The organism is Rhodobacter calidifons (assembly GCF_011174775.1).
Taxonomy (GTDB): domain Bacteria; phylum Pseudomonadota; class Alphaproteobacteria; order Rhodobacterales; family Rhodobacteraceae; genus Tabrizicola; species Tabrizicola calidifons.
Window position 1 is genome coordinate 84766 of record NZ_JAANHS010000006.1, and the last position, 15226, is coordinate 99991.

Here is a 15226-nt window from a genome sequence, read left to right on the forward strand (position 1 = left end):
GATCAGAGCTCGACTTCCCACGACTTGTAGGACACCGCCGCCGAGGCCGGGGTCGCATCCGAGATCTTGCGGATGTTCGCCCAGGTGGCCTTGTAGTTGGGCAGGATCAGCTCGTTCACGCCGGCGTTCACGATGTTGCCCTGCGCGCCGTTCGGGGCACCGAAGACCATGAAGGTCTCGTTGCGCTTCGCGGTCGGCTCGGGGTAGGCGAGCGCCTGGGTGGCGCCCATGTCGTTGTAGACCTCCACCATGTCGCCCGCCTTGATGCCAAGCTCGGCCATGTCCTCGGGGTTGATCTGGATGAAGGGCACCGGGAAGCGGTCCATCACGAACTCGTTGCCCTGATCCAGGAACCAGTTCTGCCAGTTCATGTTGGCCCGGCCGTTGTTGATGAAGAACCGGTGGTTGGCCTGCTGCTGGGCCTTGCCCGCCGCCTGCCAGCCGCGCCATTCGCCCATGCAGAACAAGGCCTTGCCGTCCTCGCGCCCGTGCCGGGTGAAGACCCCGTCCTCATAGAGGCGGTTGGTGCCGATCAGCTTGCCATCGGCATAGCCCACCACAGGTTCCAGCACCCCGTCGTTGCCCATGGCGCGCAGGCGGTCATAGGTGACTTCGGGGTTGCCCTGATGGTAGCCATCCATGAAGGCGTCTTCCTCGGTCTTCCAGTCATAGCCCTTGAACTGGTCGGCATAGTCGTTGCGGCCCTCTTCGCGCAGCACACGTTCCAGGTTCTGGGCGATGCCGGCGGCGATGAGGCAGTCGGGGCGCGCCGAGCCCGGCGGGTCCATGTATTTCTCGGTCAGCCGCAGGCGCCGTTCGCCGTTCATCGAGGTCAGGTTCATCTCGCCCGATTCGGCCGCCGGCAGGATGACATGCGCGGCCTGGCCGATCTGGCTGTGGATGATGTCCACGCAGACCGAGAAGATGCCACCCGCATTGACCGCCGAAACGATCGCATCGACCAGCTCCTCGCGCGACCGGCCCGCCGCGGCGTCCATGGCGTCCTTCACCATCTGGCTGCGCCGGTTGTAGACGCGCTTGAACTGGCTGGCGTTCAGCGTGGTCTTGTAGTGGTCGTTGGCCCAGATGTGGTGCACCTTGCCGCGACCGGCGATCAGCAGGTCGTCGATATAGGGCGCAGGGCGGCCGACATGGGCGTCGGAGGGGCGGTAGTAGCCTTCCTGGTGGCCGCCCAGACGGCAGCAGCCGCCGCCTTCGCGGCCCACGTTGCCGGTGGCCAGCGCGATGTTCAGCAAGCTGCCGATGGCACGATAGTTGTCGTTGCCCCAGATGATGCCCTTTTCATAGCCGGTGACGCATTTCCGGCGGCTGCCGTCCTCCTTCGGCTTGGCGATCCACTCGGCGGCCTGGATGATCTGCGCCTCGGTCAGGCCGGTGGCGGCGGCGCCGTCGGCCAGGCTCATCTTGCAGGCGACGCGGGCCGCCTCGAACGAGCCAAGCGAGGCGGGATGCGCAGAGTCGGCCGGCACCGCCACGTCGCCCTGGAAGGTCGATTTGGCGATGAAGTCGGCATCGACCCAGCCCTGATCGGCGATGTAGGTGAACAGCGTGTTGTGCAGCGCCACGTCCGAGCCCGGCTTGATCGCCAGATGCAGCACGTTTTCGGCCCCTGCATACTGCTCGCTGGCATCCACCGTCACCGTGCGGCGCGGGTCCGAGATGACGACCTTGGCCCCGTTCTGCATCCCCTTGGCCATATGGTTGAGGAACAGGTTGGTCTGGCATTCCATCGGGTTGGTGCCGACCAAGAAGATCGTGTCGGTCACTTCGTAGTCGGCGTAGTTGTAGTTCAGCTCGTCCACGCCCATGTCGCGGCTGGAGTGGACCTCGGAATTGTAGGCCGGGCGGTTGTGGATGCGGCAATGCCTGACCTTCATCGATTCGAAGTAGAGCTTGCCGGTGCCCCAGGTGTTCTCATACCCGCCTGCGCTGCCGCCGTGGTCGAACATCGACACGAACAGATCGTCCTCGTTGTCCTTGTCGATCACGCGGGCGGTGACGCGGGCCACCAGGTCCAGCGCATCGTCCCAGCTGGTCGGCTGCCAGGTACCATAGCGCCAGACCATCGGATCGGTCAGGCGCTGCTGCTGCGTGCCGGTGACGTCGGACTTGCGGTTTTCCGCCATCCGCGCGCCGCGGATCGAGCCGAGGCCCGAGTTCACCACGCAGTTCACATCGGGCTTGATGACCAGATGCACATCCTTGCCGTTCTGCTTGACGACGTTGTACATCGAGGGCGCATACCAGGCCTCGGTCTCGGCCCCCTGCTGCTGCGACAGGTCCGCGCCGATCCAGTTGCTGTCGGTGGAGCCTTGCGTCTTCAGCGGCCAGGTATAGGCCTTGTAGCCGCAGCCGACGATGCAGTAGTGGCAGGCGACGTTGTGTTCCTTCGCGCCTGCGGGAATGATCGGCAGGCGGTCGATGTTGCGCTTGTAAGCCATGTCGATTCCCCCCTTATGCCAGCACGTTTGACAGACGGCCGTAGATCAGCTCGTCCGCGCCTTCGGCATAGATGTCGCCCTTGTCGTCCACCCGCAGGGTGAACTGCGGCAGGTTCTGCGTGGCATGGCCCCAGATCTGCTGGCCGCCCTTTTCGCAGTCGAACCGGCTGAAGTGCCCGGGGCAGTTCAGCGTCTTGTCCGAGGCGGCATAGCTCATGATGTAGCCCTTGTGCGGGCAGAGCACAGAATAGGCGACGATGTCGCCGTCCGGGCCGACGCCGCCCTCGACCGGGGTGCCCAGTTTCAAGAGGATGCCGGGGCTGTCGGCATCGGGGTAGCCGATGTCCATCGGCTCGTTCACCTTCAGGTCCGAGATGTTGGCCAGTTTGCTGGACGGATAGTCCAGCATCGCCTTCGCCGTCTGTGCCTGCGCCTGCCCCGCGGGCAGGACCGTTGCCGCCGCAGCCCCCGCCGCGCCAAGGACACCCCCGCGCAGGAACTGACGGCGGCCGACATCGACCAACCGGTTGCATTTCATGGTAGCTTCCCTCCCTGGCTGCCTTTGCCCAAGGATAGCGGAGCGGCAGGCGCACGCGCGACGGTTGGCGCCCCTGCGCTGCAATGCGGCAAGTCGTTGCAGAAAAACGCGAATTTCGATTGTTCGGATATCCGAACATGCTGCGGGCCTCAGAGCCCAAGTTTCTGCATCTTTTCCCACAGCGTGGTGCGCGACACGCGCAGGATGCGCGCCGCCTCGCCGATCTGGCCCCGGGTGCGCTCCAGCGCCGCGATGATCTGCGCGCGCTCGGCAGCGTCGCGCGCCTCTGCCAGCGAGCGCAGCGACGGCTCGCCCGCCTGTTCGGGAAAGAGGTCCGAGGTCAGGACATGCGCGCCCTCGGCCATTTCCACCGCGCGCATCAGACGGGCGCGCAGCTCGCGGCCGTTGTCGGGCCAGTCATGCGCACGGATCGCCTCTTCGGCCGAGCCCGCCAGACCGACCAGCGGCACCGCGCGACGCGCGTTGAAGGCCGGGAACAGGCGGTTGGCCAGCCAGACGGCATCCTCGGGCCGTTCGGCCAGCGTGGGGACGACGATCTCGTGCGCACGCAGCCGTGCCAGCAGATCGGCGCGCATTGGCGGGCCGGCAGCCTCGCCGATCCGCAGGGCGGCGGTGGCGATCAGGCGGAAGGCGGGATCGGCCAGGGCAGCGACCAGCCGGTCCTGCACGCCGGCCCCGGCTGCCTCCAGGCCGACCAGGATCAGGGTTCCGTCCGCGGCCTCGGCGATGGCCCGATCCAGCGCGGCCACATCGACCGGCGCGCGGCGGGCGTCCAGCACCACGCAAGGCGCGGCGCGGCGGTCCGACAGCGCATGCACCCGCCGCGCGAGCCGCAGCTTGCCAAGGCCCGAGGCGCCAAGGATCAGCAGCGGCGCGTCCTGCCCCGCGGCCTGCGCGATCTGCCGATCGACCATCCGGGCGGCATCGGAGATGCCGGTCTCGGACGGCATCTCCAGATCGGCGCGCGGGCGCATGACGCGCGCCAGCCGGGCCAGGAAATCGCCGATCTCGAAGGGCTTGACGATATACTCTGCCGCACCCGACCGGATCAGCCTTACGGCCTGGTCGATCGTGCCCTGGCCGGTGATGAACAGGAAGGGCGGCGGGTGGCTGGTGCGGGTCAGCGTGTCGTAGAGTTCTTCCCCCGTCCCGTCGGGCAGGCGGATGTCGCAGATCACCGCGTCCACCGACCGGCGCGGGGTGCGGATCGCGGGCAGGGCGCGGGCGATCTGGCGGTGCCATTGCACCTCGGCCCCTTCCAGTTCCAGCCGTTGCAGAAGCGAGGCCCCCATGATCTCGTCGTCCTCGACCAGGACGATGCGCCGCCCCTCAAGCATCGGCGGCCTCGCGCAGGGGCAGGTCCACGCGGACTTCCGTCATGCCGCCGTGCCGGTCATGGCTGATCCGCCCGCCCAGGGCTTCCACCAGATCGCGCACCAGCCGCAGGCCGACGCCCCCGCCCGGCGGCAGAGGACCCGAGCCCATCAGGCGCGCCAGGTCGAAGGGCGAAAAGCCCGGGCCGCTGTCGCGGACCGACAGGCGCAATTCCGCAGGCGCGCCTGTGACGCTCAGGCCGACCTGGCCGGCCTGTCCGGCAGCATTGCCGGCGTTCAGCAGAAGGTTCAGCGCGATCTGCCGGACCGGCGCGGCGGGAAGCTGCGCCAGCAGGGCGGCGGGCGCCTCCACCTGCCACGACAGGACCTGCGCGTGGCTCGCGGCCTCGGGTTCGAACAGAAGCCGCAGATCCTCGAAATCCTCGGGCCGCAGCGGCTGGCCCGCGCGGTCCAGCCGGTTCTGGTCAAGGATCGCCCGGGCCACGTCGCGCAGATGGCCAAGGCCGCGCTGCATCAGGTCGGCGGATTGCCGCACCACCTCGGGCCGGTCGGCATAGGTCCGGATCGTGTCCGCCGCGTTCAGCAGGCCGCCCAGCGGATTGTTGATCTCATGCGCCAGTGACGAGGACAGCCGGCCGAGACTGACGAACCGCTCGCGTTCGGCCAGCCGCCGTTCGGCCTCGTTCCGGCGTTCGACGGCGGTGGTCATGCGGTTGTAGGTCTCGATCAGCCGGGCAAAGCCGGGATCGCCCCGGGGGATCTCGGCCTCGGCGATCGGGCGGGGGCTGCCTTGCGCCGCGTCCATCGCCTGCACCAGCGTCCCCACCGGCCGCAGAATCCGCGCGACGGCCAACCAGCCGCCGAAGGCCAGGAGCGCCGTCGCCGCCGCATTGCCGACCAGAAGCCAGAGCGCGACACTGCGCCGTTCGGCCAGCAGGTCGGTCACGTCGAGTTCGGTCACGATGCTGCCGATCTCGCGCCCCTGGATGACCAGCGGCGCCGAGACGCGCAAGACCGGCTCGCCCGTCATCCGCACCGTCTCGGGCGCGACCGCCCCGGTCTGGAAGGCGGCGATGCTGTTGCCCACCGGCGCGCGGGGCGGGTCGGTCGCGGCCAGGATGCGCCCGCGTTCGTCGGCCACGACCGACAGAAGCAGCCGCTGCCCGTCATAGGCCGACCGCGCGCGGTCGAGGATGTCGTAGACCTCCCAGACATCCTGGCGCAGGACGGACGGGCCAAGGGCGACCGACAGCCCCTCGACATGCAGCCGCGCGGTTTCGGACAGGCGGGCATCCTGCACCCGGCCAAGGGCGTACAGAACGCCCTGGCTGGCCACCAGCCCCATGAGGATCATCAGCCCCGCCGTGACCAGAGGCACCCGCAGCGTGACTGGCAGGTCGCGGAACAGCCTGGGGATCATCATCGTGCCATCACGGCCATGCGACGGGCGATGCCGTCGAACAGGCTGTCGTCACCGGCGATCACGCCGTCCAGATACAACAGCCTCAGAACCTCGCGGCCCTCTGCCGTATCCCCGAGACCAAGCAGGGCCGACCGGCAGGTTTCGACACCCCTTTCCGCGATCCGGTCGCGGCGGGCGACGAAGGGCGGAAAGCCCAGCCATTCCGACCGCGCGATCACACGGGTGCGCGCGGTCAGGTCGGGTTCGGCCAGCGCCAGAGCCTCCCAGACATAGCCGTCCACGCTGCCCGACCGCGTAAGCCCCCCCGCGACCGAACGCACGACATTGCGGTGGCCGTAGGTGAAGATGACCCGAGAAAAGAACTGCTCCGGCGTCTCGCCGGCCTTGGCCAGGTCCGAGGCGGTGACAAGGAAGCCGGAATTGCTGTCGGGGTCGGAAAAGGCATGGACCGCGCCGCGCAGATCGGACAGCGACTGCGCCGCATCCCCGGACCCGACGATCAGGTAGGACTGGTAAAGCGGGCGGCCGCGCCAGACCGGCACGCCGATCAGCTGAAGTTCGGCTCGGTGCTGGAGGTAGGGGTAGCCGCAGGTCCAGGCGGCATCGACGGAGCCGTCCAGCAGCGCGCCGGAAATCTCCTGATAGGTGCGGCGCTGGACCAGTTCGATGTCCTGCCCCATGCCGCGGGCCAGCGCCGCGCGCAGGGTCGAGATGATCGCGGCGTCATTGTCCAGGAACACCGGGGTCAGGGCAAAGCGGAAGGGCTGCGCCTGCGCCATCGCGCCCCTGGACAGAAAGGGCGCCGCCAGCGCGACGGCCCCGACCAGCAGGTCGCGGCGGGTGCAGGCCATGGTTCCCCTCCCTTGTCGGCGATCCCCGCGCCGTTCGGGATGGCTTGCCCGCACCGCGCTTTGATCGTAGATCGACGATAATCATTGTGCGCACGGTTTGGAAAGGGTGCAGATGACCGACGAAACCTTGCTGGCCGCGCTGGCCAAGGCGCTGGCACATCCCGCGCGCATCCGCATCCTGCGCCTGTTGCAGGCCACCCCCGGCTGCATCGGCGGCGAGATCGTCGGGGCGGTGGGCCTGGCGCAGTCCACGGTGTCCGAACACCTGCGCATCCTGAAGGGCGCGGGGATCATCCATGGCGAGATCGACGGCCCCCGCATCTGCTATGCGCTGAACCCGGCGGCGCTGGTTCCGTTGACCGGCTTCCTCGCCGGGCTGATCCCGACGCCCGCAGGGGCCTGCTGCCTTCCCGCAACCGAGGTGCCGGCATGAGCCTGTTCGAACGCTGGCTGACGCTTTGGGTCGCGCTTTGCATCCTGGCGGGGATCGTGCTTGGCAATCTGGTGCCTGGCCTCTTCGCCACGCTTGCGGGGCTGGAATATGCCTCGGTCAATCTTGTGGTCGCGGTGCTGATCTGGGCGATGGTCTTTCCGATGATGGTCGCCATCGACTTCGGCGCGCTGAAGGATGTGGGCCAGCGGCCGAAGGGGTTGGTGGTGACCCTGGTGGTCAACTGGCTGATCAAGCCCTTCACCATGGCCGCATTGGCGGTGCTGTTCTTCAACCACCTGTTCGCGGGGCTGATCGACCCGGCCCGCGCGCCCGAATACATCGCCGGGCTGATCCTGCTGGGTGCAGCCCCCTGCACGGCGATGGTCTTCGTCTGGTCGCAGCTGACGAAGGGCGACCCCAACTACACGCTGGTGCAGGTCAGCGTGAACGACCTCATCATGGTCGTGGCCTTCGCGCCCATCGTGGCCTTCCTTCTGGGCGTGACCGAAATCCGCGTGCCGTGGGAGACGCTGATCCTGTCGGTGGTCCTGTACATCGTCATCCCGCTGATCGCAGGCTGGCTGACCCGGCGCGCCCTGATCGCGGGCGGGCAGCCGGTCGAGGCCTTCATCGCGAGGCTCAAGCCGGCCTCGGTCCTGGGCCTTCTGCTGACCGTGATCCTGCTTTTCGGCTTTCAGGGCCAGGTGATCCTGGCCCAGCCCGTGCTGATCGCCCTGATCGCGGTGCCGATCCTGATCCAGTCCTACGGCATCTTCGCGTTGGGCTATGCCTGGGCCTGGGCCTGGCGGCTGCCGCACAAGGTGGCGGCTCCCTGCGCGCTGATCGGGACCTCGAACTTCTTCGAACTTGCCGTGGCGGTCGCCATCGGCCTGTTCGGCCTGAACTCGGGCGCGGCGCTGGCCACGGTGGTGGGCGTGCTGGTCGAGGTGCCGGTGATGCTGTCGCTGGTGGCCTTCGCTAACCGCACACGCGACAGGTTCCCGGCCTGAGCCGGCCGATTCCGGCACCCTGTCCGCGCCGAAGCCAGGCGCGCGCGCAGACCGGCGGCCCGATCAGCGTCTGAGAACCAGCAGCGCGACGGTCGCCATGATCCCGACGCCTGCCGTCAGCCAGATCGCGTGCAGGCCCCAGGCGGCCAGGGCCGCCCCGAAGGCCAGAGGCGCCGCCGCCTGAAGGATCCGCGCCGGGGCGTTCAGCCAGCCCAGCCGCGCGCCGTAGCCTGCCGATCCGAACAGCGTCAGGGGCAGGGTGCCCTTGGCGATGGTCAGGATCCCGTTCCCCGCCCCGTGCAGAAGCGCGAAGGCACAGGCCGCGGGACCGCCGAAGGACACCAGACACAGGGCCGCGACCGGATGGGCCGCAGCCGCAAGCCGGGCCGAGGCCAGGGGGTGGAACCGGCGCAGAAGGCCGAACTCCAGCACCCGCGCCGCCACCTGCGCCGGCCCGATCAGCGCGCCGGCCGCAAGCGCCATCGCAGAACCGGCCCCGGCCTCCCGCAAGAGCCCCGGCAGATGCGCGGCCATGGCGGTTGCGTTGAACCAGGAGGCCGCAAAGACGAAGGCAAGCAGCGAAAGCGCCAGCCGCGACGGCGGCGGACCGTTCTCGGCCGCTGCGGTTGGTGACGGTGTCGTCCGGCTGCCCCTGGGCAGCGATGCGTTCAGCGGCAAGGCCAGGGCCAGATGGATCAGCGCCCAGCCGATGCAGGCCTCGCGCCAGCCCCATGTCGCCAGCATCAGTCCCGACAGGGGCCAGCCGACCGTGCTGGCAAACCCGGCGATCAGGGTGATGCCGGTGATCGGCCCGCGCGCCTCTGGTCCATAGATCCCCGCCAGCGTGGCGAACCCCGCTTCGTAAAGCCCGATCCCCATGCCAAGTCCGATCACCGCCCAGCCGGCGAACAGGACCCATGGCGTCGGGGCCGCAGCCATCAGGCACAGGCCGGCGGCAAAGACCAGGTTGGACAGCATCAGCACCCCCCGCCCGCCCGCACCGTCGATCCGCGCTCCGGCCCAGGGTCCGACCAGCGCCGAGATCACCATCGCCATCGAGAAGGCGCCGAAGACCCAGACCGGCGACAGGCCGAAGTCTTCCGCCATCGGCACGGCCAGCACCGCCGGGATATAGTAGCTGGAGGCCCAGCTGATCGTCATGGACGCGCCAAGAGCGGTGACGATCAGGCCGCGCCGCGCCAGAGGCCCAGGTGACATCATGATGCGGCGTCGATCAGGGCCGCAGCGGCAGGGCGTTGCGGCTCATGTCATGCTGGTCCACAGCTGGAACAGCACCCCCGAGGCGAAGGCGCCCGTCAGCGAAAGGCCGAGGTAGGCCGCAAAGACCGGCGGCCGCGCCAGGGCCCAGACCGCCATCGCCGCCGGGATCGAGGTGACGCCCCCCGCGACCAGAAAGGCCAGGCCCGCACCTGGCGCCATGCCCTGATCAATCAGACCGCCGACCAGCGGCAGCGCGGCATAGCCGTTCAGATAGGCCGGCACGCCTGCCAGCGTCGCGGTGATGATCGGCAGCAGACCCTGTCCGCCCAGCAGGGCCGTCACCGTCTCGGCCGGGATCCAGGCCAGCATCAGGCTTTCCAGAAGAAAGGCCAGCGTCAGCCACCTGGCAAGGAAAAGGGTGGTGTTCAGCGCCGTTCGGCCGAACTTTGCCCGCCGGTCGGCATCCGCCCAGAACCGCCAGATCACGGGTTTCGGCGCGCGGATCCTTGCCCCGCCACAGCCGCCGTTGCCGACCTCCGCGCGCAACGGATCGGCGAAGGCGCCCGCGGTCATCGCCAGATGCACCACGATCCCGCCGAACAGACCCAGGCCGATGGCGGCTGCGGTCTTGGCGACCGCGAACTCAAGGTCCAGCACGCCCGCCGTCAGCACGAACATCGACGGATCCATGATCGGCGAGGCCAGCCAGAAGGCCATGACCGCCGACAGCGGCACCCCCATCGTCAACAGCGCCGCGATCAGCGGGATCACCCCGCACGAGCAGAAGGGCGAGACCGCCCCCGCAAGCGCGCCGAGCCCGATCATCAGCAGCGGCGCGCCGGTGAAAGCCCTGGCGATCAGGTTGTCGGCACCTGTCGCCTGTGCCCAGGCGGCAAGGGCGATGGACAGGATCAGGAACGGCGCCGTGCCCAGAAGCGCGCCGGCCGCGAAGACCGCGCTCTCGGCGGCTTGGGTCCGGTCGATCATGGCCAGACCCAGCAGGATCGCGGCCGATGCCAGCCAGACAGGCTGGTCCCGCCAGAGGCGGCACAGCGCCGACTGAAGGCCAGGCACACCAGGATTTGCGACGGACATCACCGGATCTCCAGAAATATGGTTGTTTCAGGGGTGAAGAAGCGGGTCACTGTCACGCTGCATCCTGCGGCGCGCGGATCGTGACCCCGGCACAGCATTCCGAGGTCAGGAACCCGACCAGACGGCGCATCGCGGGGTAATCGACCCGGTTGAACACTTCGCGCCCGCGCTTGTCCTGCACCACAAGCCCCGCGTCGACCAGGGCCGACAGGTGATGCGCCAGCGTCGATGGCGCAAGCCCGAGGTGTTCGCCGATGTCGCCGACCCGAAGCCCCTCCTCGCCGGCCTTCACCAGCAGGCGAAAGATCGACAGTCGGGCATCGTGGCCAAGAGCCGCAAGGGCGCGGGCGTTGGGGCTGGTCGTGCTCATGCAGACAAAATAACCAAAAAACCAGTTTTGTAAATGATTCCTCGTGCTGTCCGGCAAGTCTTGGTTGCCCGGCCGCCGGGTCTTTCGCCTTACGGGCCGGTTCTCGACTTGTGCTGAAGGACAGCGCCGTTCCCGGCCTTTCCAAGGCTTGCCGGTACCGACGCATCGCGATGGCAGGCGGCGCACCAGGTCGGGCACGACGCATCCGCCTGACCCATCCGCACCGGTGGGCGGCACAAATCCAAGATGGATCAGATGCTTACGCAAGATCAAGGGGATAGATGGTGCTGCAAGAGAGGATTGAACTCTCGACCTCTCCCTTACCAAGGGAGTGCTCTACCACTGAGCTACTGCAGCGCCGTTGGTGGGGGTGCTTAGACGCAATCGATACCGCGCGCAAGAGGGATCGGGCAGGAAATCCCGCCCCGAATTCCCGCCCGGACCCGCCCCGTCTCTGGACCCGTCCCGGTGCTTGCGCTAGAAGGGCCGCCATGCGTGAGCCATCGGACCCCTCGCCTGGCGAAAAGTCCCGGACCCTCAAGCGACCGACCAGCCGGGAAGACCGGCTGAAGGCGGCGCTCAAGGCCAACATGGCGCGGCGGAAGGCACAGGCAAGGGCACGCGACGCCGAAGATGCGTCCGGCGACAGTGAAAGGGACTAGGGCAGATGGATTCGATTCTGGTGCGCGGCAACGGGGCCCTGTCGGGAGCCATTCCCATCGCAGGGGCGAAGAACGCCTGCCTGACGCTGATGCCTGCGACGCTTCTGTCGGACGAGCCGCTGACGCTGACCAACGCGCCACGGCTGAGCGACATCCGCACCATGACGCAGCTGCTGCAATCGCTCGGGGCCGAGGTCGCCAGCCTCCAGGATGGGCTGGTGCTGGCGCTTTCCTCTCATTCCATCACCAATTTCAGGGCCGACTACGACATCGTCCGCAAGATGCGCGCCTCGATCCTGGTCCTGGGGCCGATGCTGGCCCGCTACGGCCATGCCGAGGTCTCGCTGCCCGGCGGCTGTGCCATCGGCGCGCGGCCGGTGGACCTGCACCTCAAGGCGCTGGAGGCGATGGGCGCCGAGCTTGACCTGCGCGACGGCTATGTCCACGCGCGCGCGCCCGGTGGCCGCCTGAAGGGCGCGGTGGTGGAGTTTCCCTTCGTCTCGGTCGGGGCCACGGAAAACGCGCTGATGGCCGCCACGCTGGCCCGCGGCACCACGGTGCTGAAGACCGCAGCCCGCGAGCCCGAGATCGTCGATCTGGCCCGCTGCCTGCGGAAGATGGGCGCGAAGATCGACGGCGAGGGAACCTCGACCATCACCATCGAGGGGGTGGACCGGCTGGGCGGGGCCACGCATCAGGTCGTGACCGACCGGATCGAGCTTGGCACCTACATGCTGGTCCCCGCGATCTGCGGTGGCGAGGTGGAATGCATCGGCGGCACGCTGGACCTTGTGGAAAGCTTTGCCGAAAAGCTGGATGAGGCGGGGGTTTCCGTCAGCCAGACCAACCGGGGCCTGAAGGTTGCGCGCAAGAACGGACGGATCAGGGCGGTGGATGTGACCACCGCGCCCTTCCCCGGTTTTCCGACCGACCTTCAGGCGCAGATGATGGCGCTTCTCTGCACGGCCGACGGGGTGTCGGTGCTTGAGGAGAAGATCTTCGAGAACCGCTTCATGCATGCGCCGGAACTGATCCGCATGGGGGCGAGGATCGAGGTTCACGGCGGCACGGCCAGGGTGACGGGGGTCGAAAGGCTGCGCGGCGCGCCGGTGATGGCCACGGACCTGCGCGCCAGCGTCTCGCTGATCCTCGCGGGTTTGGCCGCCGAGGGCGAGACGGTGGTCCGGCGCGTCTATCATCTGGACCGCGGCTACGAGCGGGTCGAAGAGAAGCTGCGGGCCTGCGGCGCGCATATCGAGCGCATCAGCGAATGACCGACGCCCGGTTTCAGGACGGTGACGAGGACCCCCTTCGCCTGGTCGCCCGGGATGGCGAGGACCTGAAGGTCATCTCGCTCCTCGTCCAGGATGCCGTGTTGCCGGTGACCGAGCTGAAATTCGACGCCCGGCGGCGGCGCTTTGCCATGCTGCTGAACCGCTTTCGCTGGGAGGACCGGGCCGAGGCCGAACTGGTGGGCCGGGCCTATGAACGCGTGCGATCGGTGCTGGTGATCGAGGATGTTCGAAAAGTGCAAAGCTTTGGCTTTGATCGTGGCCAGAAGGATCTTGTATTGTCCCTTTTGTCCATGTCGTTCGAGCCGGGTGAAGACGGATCCGGGCGTTTGACGCTGGTGCTGGCGGGCGACGGGGCCATCGCCCTGGACGTCGAGGCGCTGGAGGTGCGGCTGGACGACGTGACCCGGCCCTATCGCGCCCCCTCGGGCAAGGTGCCGCGCCACGACTGAAGCGGGGGCCGAATTCCTTCGAAGGAATTTGCAAAAGTCTTCGAAGACTTTTGGTCTGTGGCATCGGCCTTGAGCCCGGCTTGTGCCCGCGCTATCTGACCCGCGACCAGCCGGAGGCCCCGATGCCCGCATTTCTCAACACCGCCGACCCGGACTTCGAGGCCGCCTTCCAGGCGCTTCTGGGGCAGAAGCGCGAAGAGGCCGAGGATGTCGATCAGGCCGTCGCCGCGATCGTTGCCGATGTCCGCGCCCGGGGCGACCGGGCGGTGATCGAGCTGACCGCCCGCTTCGACCGCCTGACGCTGACGCCGGAAACCCTCGCCTTCCCGGCCGCCGAGATCGAGGCCGAGATCGCCAAGGTCTCGCCCGAGGATCGCGCGGCGCTGGAGCTGGCGGCGGATCGCATCCGGGCCTATCACGCGCGGCAGAAACCGCAGGACGAAAGCTGGACCGACGCGGCGGGCGCGACGCTGGGCTGGCGCTGGACGCCGGTCTCGGCAGCGGGGCTCTATGTGCCGGGCGGGCTGGCGTCCTACCCTTCGTCGGTCCTGATGAACGCCATCCCGGCCAAGGTGGCGGGGGTTGGGCGGCTCGTCATCGCCTGCCCGACGCCGGGCGGCGCGGTGAACCCTCTGGTGCTCCTTGCGGCCCGCATCGCCGGGGTGGACCGGATCTACCGGATCGGCGGGGCGCAGGCGATTGCGGCGCTGGCCTACGGGACCGAAACCATCGCCCCGGTGGACAAGATCACCGGCCCCGGCAACGCCTTCGTCGCCGCCGCAAAGCGCCGGGTCTTCGGGCGCGTCGGCATCGACATGATCGCCGGTCCCTCGGAAATCCTGGTGATCGCCGATGCCGACAACGACCCCGACTGGATCGCGCTCGACCTGCTCTCCCAGGCCGAACACGACGAAAGCGCCCAGTCGATCCTCGTCACGACCGATGCGGCCTTCGGGCAGGCCGTGGCGGATGCCGTCGCCAGGCGCCTTGAAACCCTGGACCGGCGCGCCATCGCCGGGGCATCCTGGGCCGCGAACGGCGCCATCATCGTGACCCGCGACCTGGCCGAGGCCGCCGCGCTGTCGAACCGCGTCGCCCCGGAACACCTGGAACTCTGCGTCGCCGACCCCGAGGGCCTTGCGCAGGAAATCACCCATGCCGGCGCGATCTTCCTGGGCCAGTACACCCCCGAGGCCATCGGCGACTACATCGGGGGGCCGAACCACGTCCTGCCCACCGCCCGCTCGGCCCGCTTCTCCAGCGGGCTGTCGGTACTGGATTTCATGAAGCGCACCACGCTGGCCAGGATGACCCCCGAGGCGTTGAAGGCCATCGGTCCTGCGGCGGAACGGCTGGCGATCAGCGAAAGCCTCGAGGCGCACGGGCTGTCCGTCCGCGCCCGGCTGGACCGGCTGAACGGCTGAGCCAACCGCTTGCCGGGGGCCAGGCAGATGGGGCAGGCTGCGCCTGTCGCGCCCCGTCAGGCCGATTGCTTCCGGGGCCTGAACGCACCCATCCCCGCTTGACCCACGGCCCCTAGGTCGGGCATCAGGGGCGGACCGTTCGGGAACCGTCCATGACCAACCGCATCTGCCACATCGAGATCGACGAAAGGGGCCTGGTGCGCCCGACGCCGGAAATCGAACAGGAACGCCGCGTCGCGATCTACGACCTGCTGGAGGAGAATTCCTTCACCCCCGCCCGCCGCCCCGACCGCGAGATGCCGGAAGGCCCCTACCGTGTGCTGCTGGCGATCCGCGAGGGGCGGCTGGTCTTCGACATCGCCACCGAGGCAGGGGAAAAGGCGGCCGAGTTCCACCTTTCGCTCGGCCCGTTCCGCCAGGTGGTGAAGGATTATTTCCAGATCTGCGAAAGCTACTTCGACGCGGTGAAACGCCTGCCGCCCAGCCAGATCGAGGCGATCGACATGGCCCGGCGCGGCATCCACAACGAAGGTGCGTCCATCCTGCGCGAAAGGCTGGAGGGCAAGGCCGAGGTCGATACCGACACCGCGCGGCGTCTGTTCACGCTGATCTGCGTGTTGCACTGGGGCTGATCTTGG

At 68.4% G+C, this 15226-nt stretch carries 14 protein-coding genes and 1 tRNA gene; 6 read left to right on the top strand and 9 right to left on the bottom strand.

The window, feature by feature from the left end:
• Positions 1-2: 2 nt before the first annotated feature.
• From G8O29_RS09675 to G8O29_RS09695, 5 genes are all read right to left on the bottom strand, one after another.
• The gene (locus G8O29_RS09675; RefSeq protein ID WP_166403034.1) at positions 3-2462 is read right to left on the bottom strand and encodes an arsenate reductase (azurin) large subunit; all 2460 of its coding nucleotides are present in this window, start codon (positions 2460-2462) and stop codon (positions 3-5) included.
• Between the two features lie 13 nt (positions 2463-2475).
• On the bottom strand, positions 2476-3000 hold the full coding sequence (locus tag G8O29_RS09680; protein ID WP_166403035.1) for an arsenate reductase (azurin) small subunit: 525 nt from the start codon (positions 2998-3000) through the stop codon (positions 2476-2478).
• Positions 3001-3149: 149 nt separating this feature from the next.
• Positions 3150-4358: a sigma-54-dependent transcriptional regulator gene (locus G8O29_RS09685; protein ID WP_166403036.1), complete on the bottom strand. Its 1209-nt coding sequence runs from the start codon at positions 4356-4358 to the stop codon at positions 3150-3152.
• Complete coding sequence (locus G8O29_RS09690) at positions 4351-5775, bottom strand: sensor histidine kinase (protein WP_166403182.1); 1425 nt, start codon at positions 5773-5775, stop codon at positions 4351-4353. The genes G8O29_RS09685 and G8O29_RS09690 overlap by 8 nt, the downstream gene beginning before the upstream one ends.
• Positions 5775-6629 (bottom strand): substrate-binding domain-containing protein, encoded by an 855-nt coding sequence (locus tag G8O29_RS09695; protein ID WP_166403037.1) that lies wholly within the window; start codon positions 6627-6629, stop codon positions 5775-5777. Before G8O29_RS09695 ends, G8O29_RS09690 begins: the two co-directional genes overlap by 1 nt.
• Before the next feature lie 112 nt (positions 6630-6741).
• Between G8O29_RS09695 and G8O29_RS09700 the strand changes: the two genes are divergently transcribed.
• Together G8O29_RS09700 and arsB are read left to right on the top strand one after the other, a co-directional pair.
• Positions 6742-7062 (top strand): ArsR/SmtB family transcription factor, encoded by a 321-nt coding sequence (locus G8O29_RS09700; RefSeq protein WP_166403038.1) that lies wholly within the window; start codon positions 6742-6744, stop codon positions 7060-7062.
• Positions 7059-8072: an ACR3 family arsenite efflux transporter gene (gene arsB, locus G8O29_RS09705; RefSeq protein ID WP_166403039.1), complete on the top strand. Its 1014-nt coding sequence runs from the start codon at positions 7059-7061 to the stop codon at positions 8070-8072. The genes G8O29_RS09700 and arsB overlap by 4 nt, the downstream gene beginning before the upstream one ends.
• A gap of 63 nt (positions 8073-8135) precedes the next feature.
• Here arsB and G8O29_RS09710 read toward each other — a convergent pair whose 3' ends face one another.
• The 4 genes from G8O29_RS09710 to G8O29_RS09725 form a co-directional block, all read right to left on the bottom strand.
• A complete protein-coding gene (locus tag G8O29_RS09710) occupies positions 8136-9233 on the bottom strand; it encodes an MFS transporter (RefSeq protein WP_242679038.1) in 1098 nt (365 codons plus the stop codon).
• Between the two features lie 102 nt (positions 9234-9335).
• Positions 9336-10388, bottom strand: a complete 1053-nt coding sequence (locus tag G8O29_RS09715; RefSeq protein ID WP_166403041.1) for a permease — start codon at positions 10386-10388, stop codon at positions 9336-9338.
• Between the two features lie 52 nt (positions 10389-10440).
• Positions 10441-10758 (bottom strand): ArsR/SmtB family transcription factor, encoded by a 318-nt coding sequence (locus G8O29_RS09720; RefSeq protein WP_166403042.1) that lies wholly within the window; start codon positions 10756-10758, stop codon positions 10441-10443.
• Between the two features lie 282 nt (positions 10759-11040).
• A tRNA-Thr gene (locus tag G8O29_RS09725) sits at positions 11041-11115 on the bottom strand.
• A gap of 310 nt (positions 11116-11425) precedes the next feature.
• Between G8O29_RS09725 and murA the strand changes: the two genes are divergently transcribed.
• The 4 genes from murA (at position 11426) to G8O29_RS09745 (ending at position 15220) form a co-directional block, all read left to right on the top strand.
• Entirely contained in the window at positions 11426-12694 is a 1269-nt protein-coding gene (gene murA, locus G8O29_RS09730) for a UDP-N-acetylglucosamine 1-carboxyvinyltransferase (RefSeq protein WP_166403043.1), read from the top strand.
• Complete coding sequence (locus G8O29_RS09735) at positions 12691-13164, top strand: DUF2948 family protein (protein ID WP_166403044.1); 474 nt, start codon at positions 12691-12693, stop codon at positions 13162-13164. The genes murA and G8O29_RS09735 overlap by 4 nt, the downstream gene beginning before the upstream one ends.
• A gap of 122 nt (positions 13165-13286) precedes the next feature.
• On the top strand, positions 13287-14588 hold the full coding sequence (gene hisD, locus G8O29_RS09740; protein ID WP_166403045.1) for a histidinol dehydrogenase: 1302 nt from the start codon (positions 13287-13289) through the stop codon (positions 14586-14588).
• A gap of 152 nt (positions 14589-14740) precedes the next feature.
• Entirely contained in the window at positions 14741-15220 is a 480-nt protein-coding gene (locus G8O29_RS09745; RefSeq protein ID WP_166403046.1) for a UPF0262 family protein, read from the top strand.
• The last annotated feature ends 6 nt before the right edge of the window (positions 15221-15226 follow it).

Bases quoted from the DNA above. Each gene is read 5' to 3' on its own strand.
- arsB (WP_166403039.1), top strand. From the start codon at position 7,059: ATGAGCCTGTTCGAACGCTGGCTGACGCTTTGGGTCGCGCTTTGCATC.
- G8O29_RS09690 (WP_166403182.1), bottom strand. From the start codon at position 5,775: ATGATCCCCAGGCTGTTCCGCGACCTGCCAGTCACGCTGCGGGTGCCT.
- G8O29_RS09745 (WP_166403046.1), top strand. From the start codon at position 14,741: ATGACCAACCGCATCTGCCACATCGAGATCGACGAAAGGGGCCTGGTG.
- G8O29_RS09720 (WP_166403042.1), bottom strand. From the start codon at position 10,758: ATGAGCACGACCAGCCCCAACGCCCGCGCCCTTGCGGCTCTTGGCCAC.
- hisD (WP_166403045.1), top strand. From the start codon at position 13,287: ATGCCCGCATTTCTCAACACCGCCGACCCGGACTTCGAGGCCGCCTTC.
- G8O29_RS09685 (WP_166403036.1), bottom strand. From the start codon at position 4,358: ATGCTTGAGGGGCGGCGCATCGTCCTGGTCGAGGACGACGAGATCATG.
- G8O29_RS09710 (WP_242679038.1), bottom strand. From the start codon at position 9,233: ATGACGATCAGCTGGGCCTCCAGCTACTATATCCCGGCGGTGCTGGCC.
- G8O29_RS09675 (WP_166403034.1), bottom strand. From the start codon at position 2,462: ATGGCTTACAAGCGCAACATCGACCGCCTGCCGATCATTCCCGCAGGC.
- G8O29_RS09695 (WP_166403037.1), bottom strand. From the start codon at position 6,629: ATGGCCTGCACCCGCCGCGACCTGCTGGTCGGGGCCGTCGCGCTGGCG.
- G8O29_RS09715 (WP_166403041.1), bottom strand. From the start codon at position 10,388: ATGTCCGTCGCAAATCCTGGTGTGCCTGGCCTTCAGTCGGCGCTGTGC.
- G8O29_RS09735 (WP_166403044.1), top strand. From the start codon at position 12,691: ATGACCGACGCCCGGTTTCAGGACGGTGACGAGGACCCCCTTCGCCTG.
- G8O29_RS09680 (WP_166403035.1), bottom strand. From the start codon at position 3,000: ATGAAATGCAACCGGTTGGTCGATGTCGGCCGCCGTCAGTTCCTGCGC.
- murA (WP_166403043.1), top strand. From the start codon at position 11,426: ATGGATTCGATTCTGGTGCGCGGCAACGGGGCCCTGTCGGGAGCCATT.
- G8O29_RS09700 (WP_166403038.1), top strand. From the start codon at position 6,742: ATGACCGACGAAACCTTGCTGGCCGCGCTGGCCAAGGCGCTGGCACAT.